The organism is Mangrovivirga halotolerans, assembly GCF_026241165.1.
In the GTDB taxonomy this organism is placed as follows: Bacteria; Bacteroidota; Bacteroidia; order Cytophagales; family Cyclobacteriaceae; genus Mangrovivirga; species Mangrovivirga halotolerans.
The window spans coordinates 196,900-218,196 of sequence record NZ_JAPFQN010000006.1; the positions used below are offsets into that span (position 1 = coordinate 196,900).

Sequence of the window (21,297 nt, forward strand, 5' to 3'; positions counted from 1 at the left end):
TATCTTTGAAGCATGTTTATTGAACCATCTTTAGAGCAATATGGAGACGGAGAGAAATACTCCGGTTGGATAGAGGTGATTTGCGGATCAATGTTTTCAGGAAAGACTGAAGAATTAATCAGAAGACTGAATCGCGCAGTCTTGGCAAATCAGAAAGTAGAGATTTTTAAACCTGTTATTGATAACAGATATTCTGAAACAGAAATAGTTTCACACAATAAAAATGCTATTCGTTCGACTACGGTCAATTTTGCAGATGATATTTTATTAAAAGCCGGCGATTGCTCGGTAGTTGGTATAGATGAGGCTCAATTTTTTGATAAAAGAATCGTTGATGTCTGCAATGAGCTGGCAAATGAGGGTAAGAGGGTAGTTGTCGCCGGTTTGGACATGGACTATATGGGAAGGCCTTTTGGGCCAATGCCTTATTTAATGGCTGTTGCAGAATTTGTTACTAAGGTTCATGCGATCTGTATGAAAAACGGATCCCTTGCAAATTATTCTTTCAGAAAAGTAATCAATGATGATAAAGTCCTGGTTGGAGAAACCGAAAGCTATGAAGCCAGATGTCGAAAATGCTTTTTTACTGGCCTTAAAAATTCTAAATAATTTCTTAAGGTTTATTTTACCTTCTTTGTTCTTTCTGAATATTTCAGCCCAAAGTAATATTCCGACTGGCACCTGGGAAGTGCATTTTTCTTATAACACCACAGAATTTATTGTTCCCTACAATAACGAAATTATAGGAATCAGTAATCCTGGTATTTTCTCTTATAATCCTGGTGAAGGATGGATCTCGAAAGTTGATACAGATGAATTACCTGCTGAAAACATATCCTCAGTTTTCAGTTCTGGCAATTATCTTGTTTATGGATTTTCAAATGGTTCTCTTTATAAAATTCAGGATCAGAATATCCTTGTAAATGATGAGCTGGTTTCTCCTTCCTCCAATTTTTTTATCAATTCTATCAAAGAATTTAACCAACAATTGTATCTGGCCACAGACGAAGGATTAGTATTAGCTAATTTATCTGATCTTTCTATCAGAGATGCATTTTTGCAAATTGGAGATAGTGCTAATTCAATTAAAGTATTTGATATCGCTCTTCTAAATGACAGTATTTTTATTTCGTCTGATGAGGGAATAAAAGCAGCTTCCTTAAATTCTAACCTAGCTGATTTTAACCAATGGAAGGTCAGATCAGAAATTGTTATAGAAGAATTTTTCAATTTAGACGGTGAAATTTCAGCAATCACAAAAGCTGGAGGGCTTTTAAAAAGGTCATTTGAAGGAGTTTGGTCAACAGTAGAAAATCAACCCGCGGATGGATGGATTGGCGGTTTTACTAATAATTCAAAATTATACCTGCTCAATAACAATAATGTGTATGAATGGCAAAATGATATATTTGAGAATGTAGCCAACTTGCCATCAAATATAGACCCGCTGGATATTGCGGTAAATGAAACTGTGGTATTTTTAGGAACCCGAAATTCTGGCATGATCAAAGTTGAAAATAATAGTATTACAACTTTGAAACCTGATGGTCCAGAAAACAATTTCCCTTCTGGAATTCGATTTACCGGAAACAACCTTTTCACTCTTAATTCTAATGAAGCTGAATTAATATCATATTTAGAAAATTCAGAATGGAAGGAAACTTCTTTATTTGATGCTATAATTACGGATGTCGAATTCTTCAATCAGAAATATTATTTCACATCCATTTCAAGAGGATTGATATCTGGTATTGAAAACCCTGTTTTATTAACAGGCGAAACTTTAGAAATAGATGTCATAGCGGGTAATGGACCCAGTGATTATGAGTTCACAGCAATTACTTCACTTCCAGATAAACTTGTATTTGCTCAAACTAATAGTACAGCTTATTTATATTCAGAAGATTTAGAAACTACTACTCCTTTTCCAAAACCAAATAGCAGACTAAACTATATAAGAGAACTCAAAATAATTGACGGAAATATTATTGGATTAACAGGTCAGTCCCCTCAAGGTAATATTGTGATTATAAACCCTGAAGACCAGGAATACCGTTTATTGAATTCAAGCGAGAACAATGGTGGCCTACCTGGAACAATATATAATTTAAGCTCAGATAGCGATGGAAGAATATGGATTGCTTCCAACAATGGCGTCTGGTTTCTGGATGTACCATTTAGAGTTTTTGATTTTGTGGCAATGAATGCTTCCAGACCTATAATTGATGGCCGGTATTTATTAGAAGGAAGAAAAGTAAATGATGTCTTTGTTGATACCGGCGACAGACTTTGGACCGCTACTGCTTTAGGAATACGCTTATTTGATTCTGATTTAGATGAAGAATTGGCTTTTTTTAACAGCGATAATTCACCTTTACCTTCAGACAATGTTTTACAATTAGAGTATGATCCTTCTTCAGGAAAAGTTTATGTTTTAACTGACAGAGGAATAGTTGCCTATCAAAGTGATGCAACGTCTCCCTCAGGAGATTATAGTTCTGTAAATATCTATCCAAATCCATTTTCACTCCAAAGAAATAATGTTATAACTATTAGTAACATCAAGGGAAATAGTAATATTAAAATTACTACAGCATCGGGGTCTTTTGTTGATGAGATAGAAAGTAATGGTGGTTCTGCTTCCTGGAACCCTCCCTCAAATATACAACCAGGAGTATATCTCTTCTTCATGGCAGATCAATTATATGAAGAAGGATACATTGGTAAGGCTGTAATCATTCCGTAAAATGCTTACTACGACACAAGGCATCGTTTTCAATTACATTAAATATGGTGAATCTTCAATTATTTGCAGGATTTTCACACGGGAGAAAGGGTTAAAATCTTTTATTATTAATAGTGCGAGAACGTCAAAGGGAAAAGGAAAAATTGCTCTTTATCAACCTTTGAACCTTCTGGAAATGGTGATCTATGACAGGAATGATGATAAAATAACCAGGATAAATGAAGCCCGAATTGATTTTCATTATAAAACTATTCCTTTCGATCCTGTAAAAAGAGGAATTGGTTTATTTTTATCTGAGATTCTATTCAAGATTGTAAAACAGGATGAAGATCCTCAACCTATTCATGATTTTATTAGAGAATCAATTTGCACTTTTGATCAAATAGACCATGACATAAATAATTTTCATTTAAAATTCCTGATAAAACTTAGTCCTTACCTTGGACTAAATATGGAAAGTGGCCATGTCCTGGCTGATGAAATGGAATCTTTTTACAACCTGAAGATCAACCAACCAATATTAGAGGGTTTTGAGAAATTGAGTTCTTCTGATTACGGAGAGAAATCTGAAATAAGTAACACGGTAAGAAGAGAACTACTCCATGTATTGATCGATTTTTACAGATATCACCTGGATATTGGTGAATTAAAATCTCTTCCTGTCTTAATTGAATTGTATTTATAAAAAAACCCGGTGTTAAACCGGGTTTGCTCAATTATGTGTGTTAGTTTTTCTATTCTGTCAATGTAATCGTTCTTTCAACTGTATTAAACGGTCCAGAAATCACATTTCCATCGCTATCAATAAGCTCCAGTTTAATAGTGTTCTCTCCCATTGGCATTCCCTCAATAAAATATGGCTGCCATTTATCAATAAGGAATGTCTCATCGTTAATCGTAGCTCTAACCTTATTTCCTTCAGCTGAAAGGTCAGTATTTAAAAGGTAAAAATCTAATAGAACCTTTTTTGTATTTGCTCCGCTATACTCGCCCTTAGGACGGCTATAAAACATGTGAGGCTGAGTTAAATCAGCAGGCTCAGCATCTACATCTCCAACTGTGAACTGACGAATAACGTACGCATCCGGATTTTTAAGACTCTCATGATATGATCTTGAAAGAAAAGCAAGAGCTACATAATGACCTTCTTCCATTTCCTTTTCAAACTGAGCTTCATAATGTGCAGTATATGGCTCATTATTTAAGATCAGGTGAATATGCTGACCCTTGTCTGAATTAGCACAATTTTTTATATCAGCATCAGGTGTCTGACTTGCCAGGGTATAATTTTTTACATTAAAATCGAAATTAACAGTACCCGGCTTTAATTCAGCTGATTCAGAAGGTGAATTCATTTCCAGCATCGAATCATTAAATTCAGGGGAGTTGGTTACAGGCGAAATGCTTATCGAAGCTACATCAGTCATGGTTTCTTCAGCCATGGCAGTTGAATCTTCCGCAGAATCCTCATCTGATCCTTCCTTAGTATTACAAGAAGTAACAGCTAAAATAGCTAACAAACAGATAGTTGTTATTTTAATTTTCATCATATCTTGTTGATTTTGTCGATATTGTGTGTATTTCGGTTTATTAATATTAAGAAAAAATAAGTAGTTTGCAATGCAATAAATACATTATAAAATGTCTGACATACTATATAACGATATTCCATCACTGGATTTGAATGATTTCAGGAGCAATGACCCTGAAAGGAAAGCCGAATTTGTGAAGGCTTTAGGAGATGCTTATCAGAACATTGGTTTTGTAGCAGTAAAAAACCATGGGCTGAGTGACGAACTCCAGGAGAAATTATATAATAATGTGAAAGAATTTTTCAGCCTGGATGACGACGTGAAAAAGAAATATGAGAGACCGGATATCGCTGGCCAAAGAGGGTATAACGGTAAGATGAAAGAGCATGCTAAAGGAAGAAACGTAGGAGATCTGAAAGAATTCTATCATGTGGGACAACCTAACGATTCTGCTCATCCGATTACAGATAAATACCCTGATAACGTATGGCCGAAAGAAGTCCCGGAATTTAAAGATTCTTGCCTTCAGGCATTCAAAACACTAGAGCAAGCTGGATTAGATATGTTAAGTGCAATCGCAATTCACCTTGGTCTGCCACAAAATTACTTCCAGGATAAGGCTTCGTATGGTAACAGCATACTGAGAGCCATTCATTATTATCCGATCACTAATCCTGATGAAGTACCAGATGATGCTGTAAGAGCAGCTGAACATGGAGATATTAATTTAATCACCCTGTTAATGGGAGCAAGTGCTGATGGACTTCAGGTGTTGAGAAAAGATGGCAAATGGATTCCGATTACGGCCCTACCAGATCAAATCATTGTCAATGTTGGTGATATGCTTGCAAGACTTACTAATGATAAGTTAAAGTCAACTATCCACAGGGTAGTTAATCCTCCGAAAGAAAAAATGAATACTTCCAGATATTCAATTCCGTTTTTCATGCACCCAAGATCAGAAATGGATCTGACATGCCTGGAAAGCTGTATTGATGAAGACAATCCGAAGCAATATGAGGATATGACAGCGGGAGAATTTCTGGATCAGCGATTAGCTGAAATCGGATTAAAAAAATAGACCCGATTTTCCTGTATGCGGAAAATTCGATCTTTTATTTATCTCAAAGAAGTTTTAAAGTTAGGTGTGTCTGCCTTTGGAGGGCCCCAGGCACACCTGGCTTTATTTTTTGATATTTTTGTTGACAAAAGAGCATACCTGACCAATAAAGAATTAATTGAACTTCATGCTCTTTGTCAGATCTTACCAGGGCCTACTTCCACTCAAACTATTACTGCAATTGGTTACAGAATAGGTGGCCCAAAATTAGCCTATTTAACGTTATTAGTTTGGTGTTTACCAGCAGTAACAGTTATGACGGGTGTCGGATTGGCACTTTCTTATTTAAATGATCCTTTATCCGTTACAGAGTTTATTCAACCAATGGTGGTAGGCATAGTTGCTGTTGCTGCGATCAGAGTAAGTAATAAAGTGGTGGTTTCAAACCATGGAATGATTGTCCTGATTCTAACTGCAGTAGCTGCATTTTTTTACAGAAGTCCTTTCGCCTATCCCGCTTTGATTATATTTGGAGGCCTTTCTACTTCTATCAATTTCAGATTACATCCCAAGGTTCAGGATAAAGCCTTAAAAATTAATTGGAGTAATTTTTTATTATGGGCTGGTGTCCTTGTTTTCGCAGCTATACTCGGTGCCATTACCAATAAAAGAGAAATTCTTTTATTCGAGAACTTTTATCGAAACGGATCTCTGATCTTCGGGGGTGGACAAGTTCTAATTCCCTTACTTTATACTGAATTTGTAGAGTTTAAGCAATATCTCACCTCTAATGAGTTCTTATCGGGATATGGTTTTAATCAGGCTGTCCCGGGCCCAACTTTTAGCTTTGCTGCATTTGTCGGTACTTTATCAATGAGAGAATTCGGACCATTAGCGCAGGTGATTGGTGCATTTCTAAGTGCTGCTGGTATTTTTCTCCCGGGCACATTTTTAATTTTCTTTATAATCAGATTTTGGGATGATTTAAAAAAATACAGAATAATCAAGGCATCTCTTGAAGGTGTAAATGCTGCAGGATCAGGTCTCGTTGTAGCTGCTGCGTTTTTATTATTTGAGCCAATCGATAAAAATCCAATGAGTTTTGGGATAATTTTAATAACTGTTGGCCTGATGCTCATTAGGGTTAGAACACCTTATATTATTATTGCAGGAATAATTGCAGGCTTTATTTTTTGACGATTAACTGAATCTCTTCCCCATCGGTCCTTATTTTACTTTGAAGACCACAAGGAATCAAAAAATTATCATCTATATGGCCAAATGGGACATCAAAATAAACAGGGAAATCATATTCACTTACGTGGCTAAGGACTATTTCACTAGCTTCCAGCCCAAATGGTTCCTCATCGTAAGGTACATCTGTCACTCCTCCTACTAATAAACCACTAATTTCACTTAAGACCCCCGCTCTTTTTAATTGAACTATTGATCGGTCAATACGATATAAATCCTCGCCAACTTCTTCAAGGAAAAGAATTTTATTTTCGAAAGTTAGTGGGAAAGATTTTGTACCAATATTATTGGCTATCATTGAAAGATTTCCTCCTATAAGACTTCCATGGCAATCATTCACTTTGTCGATGGATGTTTTCTTCCACTCCAGTTTATAATCCTCAGGTTCCATTAAAAATTGTCGGATAGAATCAATGGCTTCTTCACTAGTCTTATTTTTAAAAAGCGCTGGCATGGAAGAATGAGAAGAAGCTATCCCCAAACGCTCCAATTGTAATAACAAAGTTGTTATATCAGAAAACCCGAGTATCCATTTAGGATACTTATAAAGAGGCTTAAAATCTATTTTATCAACAATTCTCGTTGTCCCATACCCTCCCCGGACACAAAAAACAGCCTTTATATCAGGTGAAGAAATAGCTTTCTGGAAATCCTCTACTCTGGCTTTATCATCACCTGCAAACCTAAATTCTTTGTTTAGTAGATTTTTGCCTTTAAGAACCTTTAATCCCCAATTTTCCATAATTCCTACAGCATGCTCCACAGCAGTAGAGTCTACGGCCCTCGCGGTAGCTACAATGATTACTTTATCTCCATGAGAAAGAAATTCCGGAATGATCATATTTGAAAAATATCGATTCTAAATAAAAAAAGCCTCAATTTGAGGCTTTTTTTATACTGTTATATTGTTTTATTATTCAGTTGGAGGCGTTACACCCAATTTAGCAAAGATCTTATCTGTCACATCAGACTCATCATTTGCATAAAGAAGGATATCTGTACCCGGTGTTCCACTGTTAAAAATATGAGTGTAACCATCTTCCTGAGCAACTTGCTTAATTGCAGTCTCTATCTTTTTGTATAGAGGCTGTAAAAGCTCTGTGTATTTCGCCTGCATACTTTTTTGAGCATCCTGAGCAAATTTTTGAAGGTTTTGATCCATTTGCTGTAGTTCTCTCTCCTTATCTGCTCTTACTACATCAGACCATTGATTTGCCTGAACGTTTTGCTCATACTCAGTAACTTTGCTTCTTAGCGTTTGTTGCTTTGCCTGAATCTGATTTTGTAATTGCTTCTGATATGTTTCAAATTCGCTTTGTACATTCTTCATTTCAGGCAGATTAGAAAGTACATAGTCAACATTTGTATAACCTATTTTCAGCTGCTGGCTTTGAGCCGAGATGCTGAATCCGGCGATAATAATTCCAAAAACAATAAGAAAAAATTTACTTTTCATCATTCTCCAATTTAAATTATAAGTTTTACTCAATTGTGTCATTTTTATCTCCCAAACCAAGTTCTTCCAACACATAGTCTGTATAGTCATGAACAGGGTTTGTATAAATCATAACCAGATCACCTGACTTATCAAAAACGATCTGTAGTCTTTTATCTTTTGCGACCTTACTAACCGCCTCAAAAACCTGATCCATTACAGGTTTTATTATTTCTTCTTTCTTTAGATAAAAAAGTCCTTCAAAACCAAATACCTTTTGCTGGTAATCTTGAATTTCTTTTTCCTTTTCTTTTATCTCTTCTTTTCTTTCTTTAATCATTTCTTCAGTAAGAAGAACTTTTTCTGCTTCGAGAGCTTCATACATAGATTCTTTCTCAGCAATCATTCCTTTTATTTCCTCTTGCCAACTTCGTGCCAATTCTTGAATTTTTGATTGAGCCTCTTTGTATTCAGGCATTTGATTCAAGACATAATCTGTATCAACATAGCCAAATTTCTGGCTGAAGCCAGAAAATGAAAGGCCTAGGAAAAGAAGATGTAAAAGAAATATTTTTCGCATTATCTTAACTGGTTTCCAATTGTAAAGTGGAACTGAGGCCCACTAATATCAATCTGTCCTGGCAATTGATCAAATCCATATGCCCAGTCAATTCCAATCAAACCAAATGCCGGCATAAATATTCTCGCACCTACACCAGCTGATCGATATAAATTAAACGGATTAAAGTCCTGATAATTATTCCAGTTATTACCAGCTTCAGTAAAACCGAGTATATATATAGTTGCTCCCGGATTTGTTGAAATCGGATATCTCAATTCCATTGTATATTTCGAGAATACAACACCACCATAAATCTCATCACCAGCTGGTGAAGCACTTCCGCTATAATTTGGAGGAGTTACAGCATTATCCTCGTATCCCCTAAGTGCAATGATTTCCTGCCCTATTTGGAAATTTGTTCCGGCAAGGCCACTACCACCCATAACATATCTTTCAAAAGGAGATATTCCTTTATCTATATTATATGTTCCAAGGAATCCAAAGTTAGCCTTTGCGTGAAATACAAGGTCTCCAACTATCGCTGAAAAATAACTTATATCAAGATCCCATTTATGATATTCTATCCATTCATTTACACTTTCCCCCTCTTCTATATCTTCAGCATCTTCTGAGAAATCAAAAGATGAATATGGAGGTGTTAAGGCAACAGACAAGCTTATTGAAGATCCAGATCTTGTGTAAATCGGATTATCAATGTTACTTCTTGATATTGTTGTATTCAGTGTAAAACTATGGAACTTCCCGTTGTCAACTGAAAGACCTAGATAAGGATAATTATCAAGATCGTAAATAGAATAGGCAATTGAATTTGAAACCTGGAAGAAATCATCTGGCCATCTCACTCTTCTACCTAATCCCACAGAAAGAGAAGTAAGTTTTAAGCTACCTGTAAAACTAGTCGGATCAAAGAAGCTGGCTCCTGACCTTACTACTGTATGACTTAAGTTTACAGAAAAAGCATTTGGCTTTCTTCCACCCAACCACGGCTCCTGGAAAGAGAAAGAGTAAGACTGGTATTGTCTACCACTAGCCTGAAGCCTTATGCTAAGTCTTTGGCCATCACCACGTGGAACCGGTCTCCATTTACTTAAATCAAATAAGTTATTAGCTGAGAAATTATTCAGGGATAGACCTAATGTACCAACAAATCCATAAATACCTCCCCAACCTCCAGATAGCTCTATCTGGTCATTTGATTGTTCAGCAAGGACCCAGTGAATATCCACAGTACTTTCTTCAGGATCCGGGAAATATTGTGGTTCTATTTGCTCAGGATCAAAAAATCCCAATTGTGCAAGTCTTTGATTAGTTTTAATCAGGTTACTTCGGCTAAACTTTTCTCCAGGTCTTGTAGATAACTCTCTTAGAATAACATGATCGTGAGTCTGGTTATTTCCTTTTACCAACACCTGGTCTATAGTAGCTATACTACCCTCCATTATCCTCATCTCAATATCGATGGAGTCTCCCTCAACCAATACTTCTACAGGTTGGATATTGAAAAACAAATATCCATTATCAGTATAAAGAGAGTTAATATCGCGGTTACCTGTAGGATCAAAATTTAATCTCTTACTTAACTTCTCCTTGTCATAAACATCTCCTTTTTCAATTCCGAGAACTGTTGATAAGGTTTCATCAGTGTAGAGATAATTTCCTGTCCAGATAATTTCTCTGAAATAATATCTGTCTCCCTCATCTACTGTGATATTCACATTGATATTTCGATTATCATTATAGTAAACAGTATCACTAACGATTTCTGCATCGCGATACCCTTTGCTATTATAAAAATCAACAACCAGATTCAGGTCATTTTGATATTCTTTTGGAATGAATTTGGATGAATTAAAAAAGTTTAACTTAACATGCTCATTCACATATTCTGTCACTTTATCTTTCGTGATAGAACCTTCAGGAGTTAAAACATTAGAAACCTTTTGAGGTTTGAAATTAAATAATCGAGAAAAGATATCTTTGAATATGCTCACCCTGGCGTATTCATTTGTTTTCTTCATTTTATTTCTCAGGCGCACATCCGTATAATGCTCATTGCCTTCAAAACTTATTTCATTTATTCTTACTTTAACTCCCTTATCAATATTAATTCGAAGTTTGGCATAATTACTTAAGGCAGTATCGGCTAATTGAATAATTTCAACATCCGCTCTTGGGAATCCTTTCTCAACAAAATACTTCTTTATGGTAAGCTGAGTGTTTTTCTTAAGTACATCTGTAACAACACTACCTCTTATGAGTCCCATCTCATCTTGCAGATTTTCCTGGGTGGTTTTATTCACACCATTAATCTCATAGGTAGAAAGCCTGGGTTGTTCCTTTAATGCCAGCTCAAGATAAACCTTATTTCCCTGAACTTTCGTGATGTTAACTTCTACATCACCAAGAATTTTTTGTTTCCATAGATTCTTTACAGCATTTGAAATTGCTTCGCCAGGAATTTTAATCTTGTCTCCTACTTTTAATCCAGAAAGGGATATTAAAGCATTATTATCTAGATACTCTACTCCAGAAACTGTTATTTCAGCTATTTCGTATTCTTTTGGATCTGAATAATTCAGTTCAAATTTTTTATTTTCTTTTTTCTGAAATCTGTCCAACCCTATTTGTCCAAAAGCGGTTGATACCAAACCTGCTAAAAAAACAAAAACTATTAATTTTCTCATGCGTCGCTTTTCAATTGTTCACTGATTTTCCCAAACCGTCTCTCTCTTTGTTGGTAAGAAAGAATTGCTTTTGCCAACTCTTCCTTATTAAAATCAGGCCATAATGTCTCAGTAAAGTATAATTCAGTATATGCTGACTGCCATAACAGATAATTACTTATCCTCATCTCGCCACTGGTCCTGATCATCAGCTCAGGATCAGGGAATTCGGCAGTCATCAAGTTGTTTTTAATTGTATTTTCATTAATATCTTCGGGCTTTAAGTTTCCTTTTTCAACTTCTGAAGATATTTTTTTCATAGCCTGGGTTAATTCCCATCTGCCACTATAACTTAAAGCCAATATTAAATTTAAACCGGAGTTCTCGCGGGTCCTTTCTATCGCTTCCAACAACTCCCTTTTGCATTTTTTAGGTAGTGAATCAGTATCTCCAATTGTATGGAGCCTAACATTATTCTTTGTTAGTGTCTTTAACTCTTTACGAATAGTGCTAACTAACAGTTCCATTAAACCAGACACTTCATCCTTAGGCCTGCTCCAGTTTTCAGTGGAAAATGCATATAATGTAAGGTACTCAACACCGATTTCAGCACACCCTTCGGTCACATCTCTGACTGCATTAACAGCATTTCTATGACCGAATAAACGGACAGCGCCCTTTTTCTTGGCCCATCTGCCATTTCCGTCCATGATCACAGCTATGTGAGAAGGAATATTAGACTTATCGATATGCTCCATTAATTGTTCCACAACCCGCAAAAATATAGCGCAATCTACAAAAAAGCTATGGTTAAGCTAAATAAGATGAAGTTAATCTTTGTTAAGTTAAAATTTAACGATTTTTAGTTCGGGTCGACAGGACAAGGAATTTTAATTATGACATAATTGAGCGTGAAATGGAGGTTATAATACCAGTCATTATCATATTTATTGCCATATTGATAACTATATCCGGCGGCACCTTTGTTGAGCCCGGCATTTGTATCCGGAACTTCAGAAACACCATCTATATAATCAAAGAAAGTCTTCCTGAAACCCAACTCAACACCCAAATGCCAATGACGATTTAGTTTCCATTTCATTCCGGCGCCAAAAGGGATCACAGGTTGAATATTGCTATAAGAATAAGGACCGGGATCATCACCAAATAGCCAAAAGCCTCCAACACCAGCAAAAATATACGGACTGGTTTTATAGGGTGATTTTATTTGTCTGTAATCGAGAAAATGAAACTCTCCTACAGCCATCAATTCTAATATTGAAACATTGAATGAAGTGCTCCTTATATCACTAAAGTTATCTGCAGGCCTTGAGTCGTCACCAGCCAAATTATTATAGGTTAGCTGTGCTCTCCAACCCATAAACTCATTCATATTTTGTCGATAAAACACTCCTAGGGAAGGCCTTAAATAAAGAGGGTTTACAGTTTTAACAACCTCTCCGATATAAGCAGCCCCACCAGCAGCCACACCAACTTCCTTATAAGTAGGTAATTCCTGGGACTTAAGGTTAACTTCAGTAAAAAAAATCACCAAAAAAAATGGGAGTATTTTTCCCAGCTTACTCCCTAATATCTCTGTTAATTTATTTCTATTCACTTTATCTGAATTTTGATCTTTTAATCCTACCAGACCCTAAAATATACGACAACTTAACTCTGGTTACAATAAATAAATCATTATCATTCTGATTCCCTCTCATATTAGCAAAATCTCCTTCACCTCCGCGGCTACCAAATCCTGAATAAACCTCATATCCTCCAACAGTCTCCTTATTTGAATCTGTCATTAGAGAATTAAATGGCCTGACATCCCCTTGAGAAGAAAATTCTTCTCCAGATCTGTAGGACATAGCTCTTGCTAAATTAGAGTTTAGTTCATTCAGATCTACATAATAACCACTTACATCATCAATATAATCGGTAAACAATAGGTTGTATTCAAACTCAACTGCTAAATTCAACGAATTATTTAGCTTGAAGGTAGTACCTATACCGAAAGGAACCGAAATAATAGTTTTACTGTAGGGATCAACGTTATAGGCATCGCTATATTGTCCTTCTGTACCTAAAGGTTCAAGATCCACCCATTCTCCTGCTTCCGGAAGTGTATTTCCCCAGGAATCTTGCTGACCTACTTTGCCCTGAGGGTTATGGAAAACAGCTGATACCCCGGCGAATATGTATGGATTCCAGTCATTTCTGGTAATATAGGTGCCATTATTACTATATAAAAACAGTTCAGCACGCGCACCAACCTGATAGATCCTATTTCTGAAGCTTAGGTTTCTAACATAACGATACTGCGCATCAACATCATTTGGATCTGCAGATTCGAAATCATCTCCACGTAAGGTGCCATAAGTAAAAAAACCAGACGCCTGAAATCTTTGCCCCAGTCTTCTGGTTACTGCTAATGTAAAGGCAGGCCTGGTAAATTTAAGATCAGTACTAAAAGAACTTGATGTTGGAGTGATATCTCCAAAATAGTTCATAGCACCAATACCTATATCAATCGTAGTATATTGAAATCTACGATCAAATTTCTTTTTAAATCCCCTGAAGTTTGATACTGTTTGGCGACCGCGACGGCCCTGAGCATATGAATCTGCGACAGATAGAGATAAAAACAGAACTATCAATGAAAATATTAACGATCGCATATATTATTTGATATCTTATCAGAAAGTTAATTGATTTATGTTAATTTCTTAAATCGAGTCCCCAATTTAATTTTTGCCTCAATGTATTTAAAAAATTAATTCCTTCCAATTTTATTAGGTTACAATGAAAACTTTCTCGACGAACTGCCATTTCAATACTATCATCTACTGTAAATGATCTTGAATCGAGAGACACCAGAAAGTTTTTTGCCCGCCCTTCTATTTCAAAAGAAATAACGCTGTTATCACTGACTACCAATGGTCTTACATTCAAATTATGTGGACTAATTGGTGTTATTATGAAGTTTTTAGACTCAGGCATTACAACCGGGCCACCACAGCTTAATGAATAGCCGGTGGAACCTGTCGGAGTTGCAACGATAAGTCCATCAGACCAATAGGAATTTAAATATTCTCCATCAATATAGGTATGCACTACAATCATTGAAGAAGTATCCTTTTTGGTTATAGCAATCTCATTTAAAGCAAATCGCTGATCACCAAAAATTTCACTTTCAGACTCCATATGAAGCAAACTCCTGTTCTCTATACTGTATTGACTGCTAAGAAGCATATCAATTGCATCCTCAATGTTTTCCTTGGGAATTGATGCAAGAAAACCCAGCCTGCCTGTATTAATTCCAAGTATTGGAGTCATCAGACTACCAATATGAGTCACTGTTTCAAGGAGAGTCCCATCTCCCCCCATGCTTATCATGAACTTTGTACTCCTTAGATCATCGCGGCCTTCATAAACTTTAGTTCCCTCCAATGCATTATCAGAGATATCAGTTAAATAACTTCCAAAGTTTTTGGAAACCAAAATATGTATGCCATGTTTTTTTAGGAGAGAGGTAACTTGTGTGAAATATTTAAGGATTTCGGAATCGCCCGTACGTCCATTTATAGCTATTTGCATAAATCAAATATCAAGATACTTGAAGAGAATATCCAGTCTTTCCTGGTTTACGTCATTCCCCAGACTCTCCTCAAATGTTGCTATTATTTTATAATTAAACCGTTCCAAAGTTGCGGCAGTTCTGGTAACGTCAATCGTATTAAGTTTTAAAGTTAACTTGATTTTTTCAGGATCGAGAAGATCACTTTGTATACTACTTGACAATATTTTAACATCATCTGCTTCAATCAGCCTTGCTAATTCAGCCATTGAATAATCGATCTTTTTCATCGATAACACTAAAATACCGCCCTGACTTTGTACAGCAGCAGATTGAGCAAATGCAATCAAGGCATCCTGAATAGTGATCACTCCAATATATTTGTCTCCTTTATCAAGTACAGCTACAACCTGGGAATCATTATCGGTGGAGACCTTCATAACATCGTAAAGATGCTTGTCTTCATATACAAAACAACTTTGTCCTGAAAGCAAAAAATCGCCAACTTTTGAAGAAAGCTCGTTTGAAGTAAAAATTATATCTTCAGATATTAATCCTTTGAAACTATCCTCATGGATAACTGGAAGCTCTTTGACCCGCAATTCCTCCATCCAGGTGATCGCTTTGGCAGAATCATCTGTCAATTTTAAAGGAGGAATCATGTGATTGATCAATTCGTGAGCGATCATACAGTTACGTTTTCCAAAAATTCTTCAAGTATTTCATTAAATGTATCAGGGTGTTCCATCATTGGAGCATGACAACATTTATCGATAAATCTCAGTGTGCTATTTGGTATAAGCCTATTAAATTCATGTGCCACCATTGGTGGAGTAATAGTATCATTCAGTCCCCAAATTAACAATGTGGGTGCTTTAATGTTTACTATATCTTTGGCCATATTATTTCTTTGCGCACTTTTGGCGATAGCTACGATTCTCATACACTTAGGGATAGAATTCGTAGTCTCAAACACCTCATCGATATATTCATCAGTAATTACTTCAGGATCATAAAAGGTGTATTCTACCCTTTCTTTTATATATTCATAATTTCCCCTTTTCGGAAATGATCCTCCCATACTATTTTCAAAAAGCCCTGAAGACCCTGTAAGAATAAGTCTGTTAACCTTGTCAGGATGTTTTAATGTATAGATCAAGGCAATATGACCCCCAAGAGAATTCCCCATTACAGTCATATCAGTTATCCCCATTTCATCTACAAATCCTTCCACATAGGCATTCAACCCTTCCAATCCAGCCTGTCTTAATGGCATTTCATAGATAGGTAACAGAGGAATTAAAATTCTGTAGCGATCAGAAAAGTGATTTACAACGCTATCCCAGTTGCTTAGTGCACCAAAAAGTCCATGCAAAAGAATTAAAGTTTCTCCTTGCCCTTCATCGATATAGCTGTAATCCTTAATTGTTTTTATATCTACAGTTTTACTCATCTGTGTTTCTTTCTAAATAAATATAATTAAAAAACCTTTAAAATGTAGTTTTGTTACGCCTCTTCTTCGCCGAACATGTCCTTTATATCATAGAACATTTCATTAATAGACGGAATTATTTTACTAAGTAGAATTCCTATCTGAGGGGCAATCGGCTCAACCATCGGCATCATTAGCGAACCCTCAATAAAACTCAATGGTAATTCTACATCAAGTATTGAAATAATCCATAAGATTATGCTTATTCCAAGAGCCCACTTAAATGCACCAAAAATTGCACCGGCTAATTGATCAACGTTACCCAAAATTGTCTTGTCAAGTATGGATTTAAATAACCTGACAAGGCCATTGACCAAAAATATCACCCCAACAAAAATGACTATGAAAGCAAGCAGGGGAATTAAAGGACCCAAACTTTCAAAATAAGTTGAAAGTAATCCAATGCTAACATGCAGTAGCTTAAAACCTAAAATTATTGCCAGAATAAATGCTACCAGACCGGCAAACTCCAATAAAAATCCTTTTTTATATCCACTGTAAGCACCAATACCCAGCAGAATAATAATAACAATATCAATTATTGCCACTCTGTAATTATTATTTGTTTAAAAGTTGTTTCACTTTATCAGCAATTACTTTACCATCAGCCTTGCCTGCCAGTTTTTTAGTTGCAGCTCCCATAACCTTACCCATATCCTGAGGGCCTGAAGCACCAACTTCTTTAATAATATTTTCGAGTTCAACCTCGATTTCCTCCTCACTCATTTGCTTAGGCAGGAACTGTTCTATTACTTCCAATTCCCTCTTCTCTTTATCAGCAAGATCCTGTCGGTTTTGTTGCTCAAAAAGCTCTATCGATTCTTTTCTTTGTTTTGCTGCTTTAGTTAAAAGTTTGATCTCTTCGCTCTCTCCAACTGCACCTTTTCCTCCTTTTTCAGTCTCCGCCAGTAGAATTAATGACTTGATAGCTCTCAAAGCTCTCAATTCATCCTGGTTTTTGGCTTTCATCGCAGCTTTTATTCCTTCTTCTACCTGTTGTTTAAGACTCATATCTGTATCTTTGAAATAAAGTTAGTTTGTCGCAAGATATACATTTTGAAATAAATTATGACAAAGCTTAGTGTAAATGTCAACAAGTTCGCCACAATCAGGAATGCTCGTGGCGGCAATAATCCCAACTTAGTTCAGGTAGTAAAAGATTGTGAGCGCTTTGGTGCACAGGGCATTACTATACACCCACGTCCAGATGAAAGGCATATTACAACAAAGGATGTTTACGATATAAAACCTTTGGTCACTACTGAATTTAATATAGAGGGATATCCCGATGAAAGATATCTGAAACTTGTAAGGGAAAACAGACCGGCGCAGGCCACCTTAGTTCCTGATGCTCCGGATGTACTGACAAGTAATAAAGGATGGGATACTATCAAAAACGAATCAATGCTTTCAGAAATTATTTCTGAGATAAAATCATACGGAGTAAGAACTTCTATATTTGTTGACCCTGACCCGGAAATGGCTGAAGGAGCAGCAAAAGTAGGAACAGACAGAGTAGAATTATATACCGAAGATTATGCTGTCAGATATAAGCAAAATAAAAACAAAGCAATTGAACCTTATCTAAAAACAGCTGAAATCGCAAAAAACGCAGGGTTAGGAATAAATGCAGGTCATGACCTGGATTTAACGAATTTAAAGTTTCTGGTTGAACAAATTCCTTTTATCGATGAAGTATCTATTGGTCATGCCCTTGTATGTGATGCGCTCTACTATGGATTGGAAAATACTATTCAGCTTTACCTAAAACAGCTATCATGAATTTATTTTACAGAGAATATGGAAGTGGAGACAATACACTTGTAATTCTTCATGGATTATTTGGTTCATCAGACAATTGGATGTCAATAGCAAAAACTCTTGAAGATGAATTTCATATTTACGTGGTAGACCAACGTAATCACGGACAATCACCCCATAGTGATGAATGGAATTACGAAGTAATGGCACAAGATATTTCGGATTTCATTGATGAATATATCGGCCATTCTACTGCGGTGCTGGGACACTCTATGGGCGGGAAGGTTGCTATGACACTTGCAATGCAACATTCTGAAAAAGTAAAAAAGCTATTAGTAGCTGATATTGCCCCAAGGCACTACCCGGTACATCATCGCCAAATTCTGGATGGATTAATCAAAGTTGATGAAGCTAACCCAAAAAGCAGGAAAGAAGCAGATGATGTCCTGTCAGACTATATTTCTGAAAAATCAATCAGAATGTTTTTGTTGAAGAACCTTGGCAGAGGAGAGAATAACAACCTAAAGTGGAAAATCAATCTTGAAGTGATCAATGATAAGATCGAAGAAGTAGGCAAATCACAAAAAGAACTTGAACCAACAGATGTTCCCACCCTTTTTGTAGGTGGAGAAAAAAGCGACTATATAAGAGACGAGGATAAGGACCTTATCAAAGAATTATTTCCTGAATCAAATGTGATCCAATTAAAAAAAGCCGGTCACTGGCTGCATGCTGAACAGCCGGAATCCTTTACTACTGTGATAAAAGATTTTATGAATTATGAAGGATAAAGGAACGCTTTATTTACTTCCATTACCTGTCAGTACAGGTGAGATAGACAAAAGCATCACTCCTTATGAAAGAAGCCTGATCAAAAATCTGAAATTTTTTGCAGCAGAAAACATTCGTACTGCGCGACGGTTTATCAGTAGTCTCGATGAAGGGATTGTTATTGAGGAATTAAAATTTTTTCAGGCTGACAAAAAAACAGATCAACATAAAGTTCTTGAAATAATAAAATTAATGGAAAAAGGAACTAATGTGGGGATGATGTCGGAAGCAGGTTGCCCTGGCATAGCAGATCCTGGAGCATTATTAGTTGACTTGGCGCATAAACATAATATCCGGGTAATTCCGGTTTCCGGTCCTTCATCTATGTTTTTAGCTTTAATGAGTTCAGGATTCAACGGCCAACAGTTTGAATTTTGCGGGTATGTTCCAGTAAAAAATCCTGATAGAAAAGTTAAAATTAATAAAATGGAAAAAAAGGCTTTGAGTGAGAACGTAACACAGATTTTTATGGATACGCCATATAGAAACAATGCTCTTTTTAATGACATCCTGGCAAATTGTCATCCAAATACTTTTTTATCAATCTCCTGCGATATAACAGGAGAAAATGAATTTATTAAAACCATGACCATCAAAAACTGGAAAAATCAAAAAATTGATTTACATAAAAAGCCTGCATTATTTTTATTCGGGCAATGTCTTTAATTGATAACATTAATATTTTACCTTAAAAAAATTATCTTTGCATCTTTAATTAGAAATCAAACTTCATATGTCATATTTCTTTACATCCGAATCAGTATCTGAGGGACACCCTGATAAAATAGCCGATCAGATATCTGACGCTTTGTTAGACAATTTTTTGGCTTTTGACAAAAACTCAAAAGTTGCACTTGAAACCTTAGTTACAACCGGACTGACAGTATTGAGCGGCGAAGTAAAATCTGACGCCTATGTTGACGTTCAGCAGATCGCCCGAAATGTCATCAATAATATTGGTTATACGAAAGGAGAATATATGTTTGACGGTAATTCCTGTGGAGTTATCAGTGCGATACATGAACAATCACCTGATATAAGTATGGGAGTTGACAGAGGAGCTCCGGAACTACAGGGTGCCGGTGATCAGGGCATGATGTTTGGATATGCAACAGATGAAACTGAAGCATTCATTCCATTACCTCTTTATCTTTCTCATATGATCTTACAGGAACTTGCTGCTGTAAGAAGAGAAAATGCAGAGATCACATACTTGAGACCAGATGCTAAATCTCAGGTTACAATTGAATATTCAAACACTCATAAGCCTCAAAGAATTTCTTCGATCGTGGTATCTACTCAGCATGATGAGTTTGACAAGGAAGAAGAAATGCTGGAAAAGATCTATAAAGACATAAAAGATATCGTAATCCCAAGAGTGAAAAACAAACTTTCACCTGAATTGCAGTCATTATTTAACGATAAGATCAAATACCATATAAATCCAACGGGTAAATTTGTGATCGGCGGACCTCATGGCGATACCGGACTGACCGGCCGCAAAATAATTGTCGACACATACGGAGGTCGCGGGGCTCACGGAGGGGGAGCTTTCAGTGGTAAAGATCCTTCTAAGGTAGACCGTTCCGCTGCCTATGCAACCAGGCATATTGCTAAAAATATGGTGGCTGCAGGGGTTGCAAAAGAAATACTTGTTCAAGTTAGTTATGCTATTGGTGTAGTTGAACCGACAAGTATTTATGTAAATACCTATGGAACTTCAAAAGTGAATCTTACAGACAGCGAGATTGCACACAGAGTAAGTGAAATTTTTGATATGCGGCCTTTTGCTATTGAAAACAGATTGAAATTGAGAAACCCGATCTACTCAGAAACAGCTGCGTATGGTCACATGGGAAGAACTCCGGAAACTAAGAATGTTACTTTCACTGATAGTTCAGGAAATAAAAGAGACTTTGAAGTGGAGACCTTTACCTGGGAAAAGCTCGATTATGTTGACGACATAAAAAAAGCTTTTGAGCTATAAAATAAAAAAGGGGCGATTTTGATCGCCCCTTTATTTTTTTTAGTTAAACAATTTTATCTTCCAAGTTGCTTTTCTTTATATTTTTTAATCTGTCTTCTTAATGCTTCTACAGCCTTATCAGCAGCTGCTTCAAAAGATTTTGATTGCTCACTAGCAAACAATTGATTTCCGGGAATATTAAGCATTATCTCAACGATTTTATTCTCCTTCTGGTCATTTTTCTCAATTCGGAAAAACACCTCTCCATCAGTAATTCGATCATAAAATGTTTCCAGTTTTTCAGTCCTTTTTTGTACAAAGTCCAACAGCTTTTGATCAGCGTCGAAGTGGATGGAGTGCATTTGTAATTTCATAATCGTTAAAATTTAATAGT

23 protein-coding genes are annotated in these 21,297 nt (G+C 36.2%); 9 read left to right on the plus strand and 14 right to left on the minus strand.

Translation table 11 applies throughout. The annotated features are described in order from the left end of the window. Nucleotides 1-12 precede the first annotated feature (12 nt). Genes OO013_RS11680 through recO form a run of 3 tightly spaced genes read left to right on the plus strand, consistent with a single transcriptional unit; the run spans nt 13 to nt 3,431 of the window. Nucleotides 13-609, plus strand: coding sequence for a thymidine kinase (locus OO013_RS11680; protein WP_266056988.1), 597 nt, complete (start codon nt 13-15; stop codon nt 607-609). After that, complete coding sequence (gene porZ, locus OO013_RS11685) at nt 557-2,746, plus strand: type IX secretion system anionic LPS delivery protein PorZ (protein WP_266056989.1); 2,190 nt, start codon at nt 557-559, stop codon at nt 2,744-2,746. The genes OO013_RS11680 and porZ overlap by 53 nt, the downstream gene beginning before the upstream one ends. Before the next feature lies 1 nt (nt 2,747). Further along, nucleotides 2,748-3,431 (plus strand): DNA repair protein RecO, encoded by a 684-nt coding sequence (recO, locus tag OO013_RS11690; protein ID WP_266056990.1) that lies wholly within the window; start codon nt 2,748-2,750, stop codon nt 3,429-3,431. A 49-nt stretch (nt 3,432-3,480) separates the two neighbouring features. On the opposite strand, the gene OO013_RS11695 is transcribed toward recO, so the two are convergent. Further along, nucleotides 3,481-4,296, minus strand: a complete 816-nt coding sequence (locus OO013_RS11695) for a phosphopeptide-binding protein (RefSeq protein WP_369414889.1) — start codon at nt 4,294-4,296, stop codon at nt 3,481-3,483. Between the two features lie 91 nt (nt 4,297-4,387). On the opposite strand from OO013_RS11695, the gene OO013_RS11700 reads away from it, so the two are divergent. Together OO013_RS11700 and chrA are read left to right on the plus strand one after the other, a co-directional pair. After that, nucleotides 4,388-5,359: an isopenicillin N synthase family dioxygenase gene (locus tag OO013_RS11700; RefSeq protein WP_266056991.1), complete on the plus strand. Its 972-nt coding sequence runs from the start codon at nt 4,388-4,390 to the stop codon at nt 5,357-5,359. A 15-nt stretch (nt 5,360-5,374) separates the two neighbouring features. After that, on the plus strand, nt 5,375-6,535 hold the full coding sequence (gene chrA / locus OO013_RS11705; protein ID WP_266056992.1) for a chromate efflux transporter: 1,161 nt from the start codon (nt 5,375-5,377) through the stop codon (nt 6,533-6,535). Here the strand turns inward: chrA and OO013_RS11710 are convergent. From OO013_RS11710 to OO013_RS11765, 12 genes are all read right to left on the minus strand, one after another. Further along, nucleotides 6,525-7,433 carry a S66 peptidase family protein gene (locus tag OO013_RS11710; RefSeq protein ID WP_266056993.1) on the minus strand — a complete coding sequence of 303 codons (909 nt, stop codon included), beginning with the start codon at nt 7,431-7,433 and terminating at the stop codon, nt 6,525-6,527. The genes chrA and OO013_RS11710 overlap by 11 nt on opposite strands. Before the next feature lie 72 nt (nt 7,434-7,505). After that, nucleotides 7,506-8,048, minus strand: a complete 543-nt coding sequence (locus tag OO013_RS11715; RefSeq protein WP_266056994.1) for an OmpH/Skp family outer membrane protein — start codon at nt 8,046-8,048, stop codon at nt 7,506-7,508. Between the two features lie 25 nt (nt 8,049-8,073). Beyond that, nucleotides 8,074-8,607, minus strand: a complete 534-nt coding sequence (locus tag OO013_RS11720; RefSeq protein ID WP_266056995.1) for an OmpH/Skp family outer membrane protein — start codon at nt 8,605-8,607, stop codon at nt 8,074-8,076. After that, nucleotides 8,607-11,294: a BamA/OMP85 family outer membrane protein gene (locus OO013_RS11725; RefSeq protein ID WP_266056996.1), complete on the minus strand. Its 2,688-nt coding sequence runs from the start codon at nt 11,292-11,294 to the stop codon at nt 8,607-8,609. The genes OO013_RS11720 and OO013_RS11725 overlap by 1 nt, the downstream gene beginning before the upstream one ends. Beyond that, nucleotides 11,291-12,031 carry an undecaprenyl pyrophosphate synthase gene (uppS, locus tag OO013_RS11730; protein ID WP_266056997.1) on the minus strand — a complete coding sequence of 247 codons (741 nt, stop codon included), beginning with the start codon at nt 12,029-12,031 and terminating at the stop codon, nt 11,291-11,293. Before uppS ends, OO013_RS11725 begins: the two co-directional genes overlap by 4 nt. Before the next feature lie 104 nt (nt 12,032-12,135). Further along, on the minus strand, nt 12,136-12,891 hold the full coding sequence (gene porG / locus OO013_RS11735) for a type IX secretion system protein PorG (protein ID WP_266056998.1): 756 nt from the start codon (nt 12,889-12,891) through the stop codon (nt 12,136-12,138). Between the two features lies 1 nt (nt 12,892). Then, nucleotides 12,893-13,954 carry a hypothetical protein gene (locus tag OO013_RS11740; protein ID WP_266056999.1) on the minus strand — a complete coding sequence of 354 codons (1,062 nt, stop codon included), beginning with the start codon at nt 13,952-13,954 and terminating at the stop codon, nt 12,893-12,895. A 40-nt stretch (nt 13,955-13,994) separates the two neighbouring features. After that, nucleotides 13,995-14,873: an NAD kinase gene (locus OO013_RS11745; protein ID WP_266057000.1), complete on the minus strand. Its 879-nt coding sequence runs from the start codon at nt 14,871-14,873 to the stop codon at nt 13,995-13,997. Nucleotides 14,874-14,876: 3 nt separating this feature from the next. Beyond that, on the minus strand, nt 14,877-15,542 hold the full coding sequence (locus OO013_RS11750) for a CBS domain-containing protein (protein WP_266057001.1): 666 nt from the start codon (nt 15,540-15,542) through the stop codon (nt 14,877-14,879). Continuing rightward, entirely contained in the window at nt 15,539-16,306 is a 768-nt protein-coding gene (locus tag OO013_RS11755) for an alpha/beta fold hydrolase (protein ID WP_266057002.1), read from the minus strand. Before OO013_RS11755 ends, OO013_RS11750 begins: the two co-directional genes overlap by 4 nt. A 53-nt stretch (nt 16,307-16,359) precedes the next feature. Then, nucleotides 16,360-16,893 (minus strand): CvpA family protein, encoded by a 534-nt coding sequence (locus tag OO013_RS11760; protein ID WP_266057003.1) that lies wholly within the window; start codon nt 16,891-16,893, stop codon nt 16,360-16,362. 10 nt (nt 16,894-16,903) lie between these two features. Beyond that, the gene (locus OO013_RS11765; protein WP_266057004.1) at nt 16,904-17,356 is read right to left on the minus strand and encodes a GatB/YqeY domain-containing protein; all 453 of its coding nucleotides are present in this window, start codon (nt 17,354-17,356) and stop codon (nt 16,904-16,906) included. A gap of 57 nt (nt 17,357-17,413) precedes the next feature. On the opposite strand from OO013_RS11765, the gene OO013_RS11770 reads away from it, so the two are divergent. The 4 genes from OO013_RS11770 (at nt 17,414) to metK (ending at nt 20,924) form a co-directional block, all read left to right on the plus strand. Next, nucleotides 17,414-18,127, plus strand: coding sequence for a pyridoxine 5'-phosphate synthase (locus OO013_RS11770; RefSeq protein WP_266057005.1), 714 nt, complete (start codon nt 17,414-17,416; stop codon nt 18,125-18,127). After that, a complete protein-coding gene (locus tag OO013_RS11775) occupies nt 18,124-18,897 on the plus strand; it encodes an alpha/beta fold hydrolase (protein ID WP_266057006.1) in 774 nt (257 codons plus the stop codon). Before OO013_RS11770 ends, OO013_RS11775 begins: the two co-directional genes overlap by 4 nt. Beyond that, nucleotides 18,887-19,603, plus strand: a complete 717-nt coding sequence (locus OO013_RS11780) for an SAM-dependent methyltransferase (protein ID WP_266057007.1) — start codon at nt 18,887-18,889, stop codon at nt 19,601-19,603. Before OO013_RS11775 ends, OO013_RS11780 begins: the two co-directional genes overlap by 11 nt. A gap of 67 nt (nt 19,604-19,670) precedes the next feature. Further along, the gene (gene metK / locus OO013_RS11785; RefSeq protein ID WP_266057008.1) at nt 19,671-20,924 is read left to right on the plus strand and encodes a methionine adenosyltransferase; all 1,254 of its coding nucleotides are present in this window, start codon (nt 19,671-19,673) and stop codon (nt 20,922-20,924) included. A 53-nt stretch (nt 20,925-20,977) separates the two neighbouring features. On the opposite strand, the gene hpf is transcribed toward metK, so the two are convergent. Next, nucleotides 20,978-21,277: a ribosome hibernation-promoting factor, HPF/YfiA family gene (hpf, locus tag OO013_RS11790; protein ID WP_137088990.1), complete on the minus strand. Its 300-nt coding sequence runs from the start codon at nt 21,275-21,277 to the stop codon at nt 20,978-20,980. Between the last annotated feature and the right edge of the window lie 20 nt (nt 21,278-21,297).

Bases quoted from the DNA above. Each gene is read 5' to 3' on its own strand.
- OO013_RS11680 (WP_266056988.1), top strand. From the start codon at position 13: ATGTTTATTGAACCATCTTTAGAGCAATATGGAGACGGAGAGAAATAC.
- porZ (WP_266056989.1), top strand. From the start codon at position 557: ATGAAGCCAGATGTCGAAAATGCTTTTTTACTGGCCTTAAAAATTCTA.
- recO (WP_266056990.1), top strand. From the start codon at position 2,748: ATGCTTACTACGACACAAGGCATCGTTTTCAATTACATTAAATATGGT.
- OO013_RS11695 (WP_369414889.1), bottom strand. From the start codon at position 4,296: ATGATGAAAATTAAAATAACAACTATCTGTTTGTTAGCTATTTTAGCT.
- OO013_RS11700 (WP_266056991.1), top strand. From the start codon at position 4,388: ATGTCTGACATACTATATAACGATATTCCATCACTGGATTTGAATGAT.
- chrA (WP_266056992.1), top strand. From the start codon at position 5,375: ATGCGGAAAATTCGATCTTTTATTTATCTCAAAGAAGTTTTAAAGTTA.
- OO013_RS11710 (WP_266056993.1), bottom strand. From the start codon at position 7,433: ATGATCATTCCGGAATTTCTTTCTCATGGAGATAAAGTAATCATTGTA.
- OO013_RS11715 (WP_266056994.1), bottom strand. From the start codon at position 8,048: ATGAAAAGTAAATTTTTTCTTATTGTTTTTGGAATTATTATCGCCGGA.
- OO013_RS11720 (WP_266056995.1), bottom strand. From the start codon at position 8,607: ATGCGAAAAATATTTCTTTTACATCTTCTTTTCCTAGGCCTTTCATTT.
- OO013_RS11725 (WP_266056996.1), bottom strand. From the start codon at position 11,294: ATGAGAAAATTAATAGTTTTTGTTTTTTTAGCAGGTTTGGTATCAACC.
- uppS (WP_266056997.1), bottom strand. From the start codon at position 12,031: ATGGAGCATATCGATAAGTCTAATATTCCTTCTCACATAGCTGTGATC.
- OO013_RS11740 (WP_266056999.1), bottom strand. From the start codon at position 13,954: ATGCGATCGTTAATATTTTCATTGATAGTTCTGTTTTTATCTCTATCT.
- OO013_RS11745 (WP_266057000.1), bottom strand. From the start codon at position 14,873: ATGCAAATAGCTATAAATGGACGTACGGGCGATTCCGAAATCCTTAAA.
- OO013_RS11750 (WP_266057001.1), bottom strand. From the start codon at position 15,542: ATGATCGCTCACGAATTGATCAATCACATGATTCCTCCTTTAAAATTG.
- OO013_RS11755 (WP_266057002.1), bottom strand. From the start codon at position 16,306: ATGAGTAAAACTGTAGATATAAAAACAATTAAGGATTACAGCTATATC.
- OO013_RS11765 (WP_266057004.1), bottom strand. From the start codon at position 17,356: ATGAGTCTTAAACAACAGGTAGAAGAAGGAATAAAAGCTGCGATGAAA.
- OO013_RS11770 (WP_266057005.1), top strand. From the start codon at position 17,414: ATGACAAAGCTTAGTGTAAATGTCAACAAGTTCGCCACAATCAGGAAT.
- OO013_RS11775 (WP_266057006.1), top strand. From the start codon at position 18,124: ATGAATTTATTTTACAGAGAATATGGAAGTGGAGACAATACACTTGTA.
- OO013_RS11780 (WP_266057007.1), top strand. From the start codon at position 18,887: ATGAAGGATAAAGGAACGCTTTATTTACTTCCATTACCTGTCAGTACA.
- metK (WP_266057008.1), top strand. From the start codon at position 19,671: ATGTCATATTTCTTTACATCCGAATCAGTATCTGAGGGACACCCTGAT.
- hpf (WP_137088990.1), bottom strand. From the start codon at position 21,277: ATGAAATTACAAATGCACTCCATCCACTTCGACGCTGATCAAAAGCTG.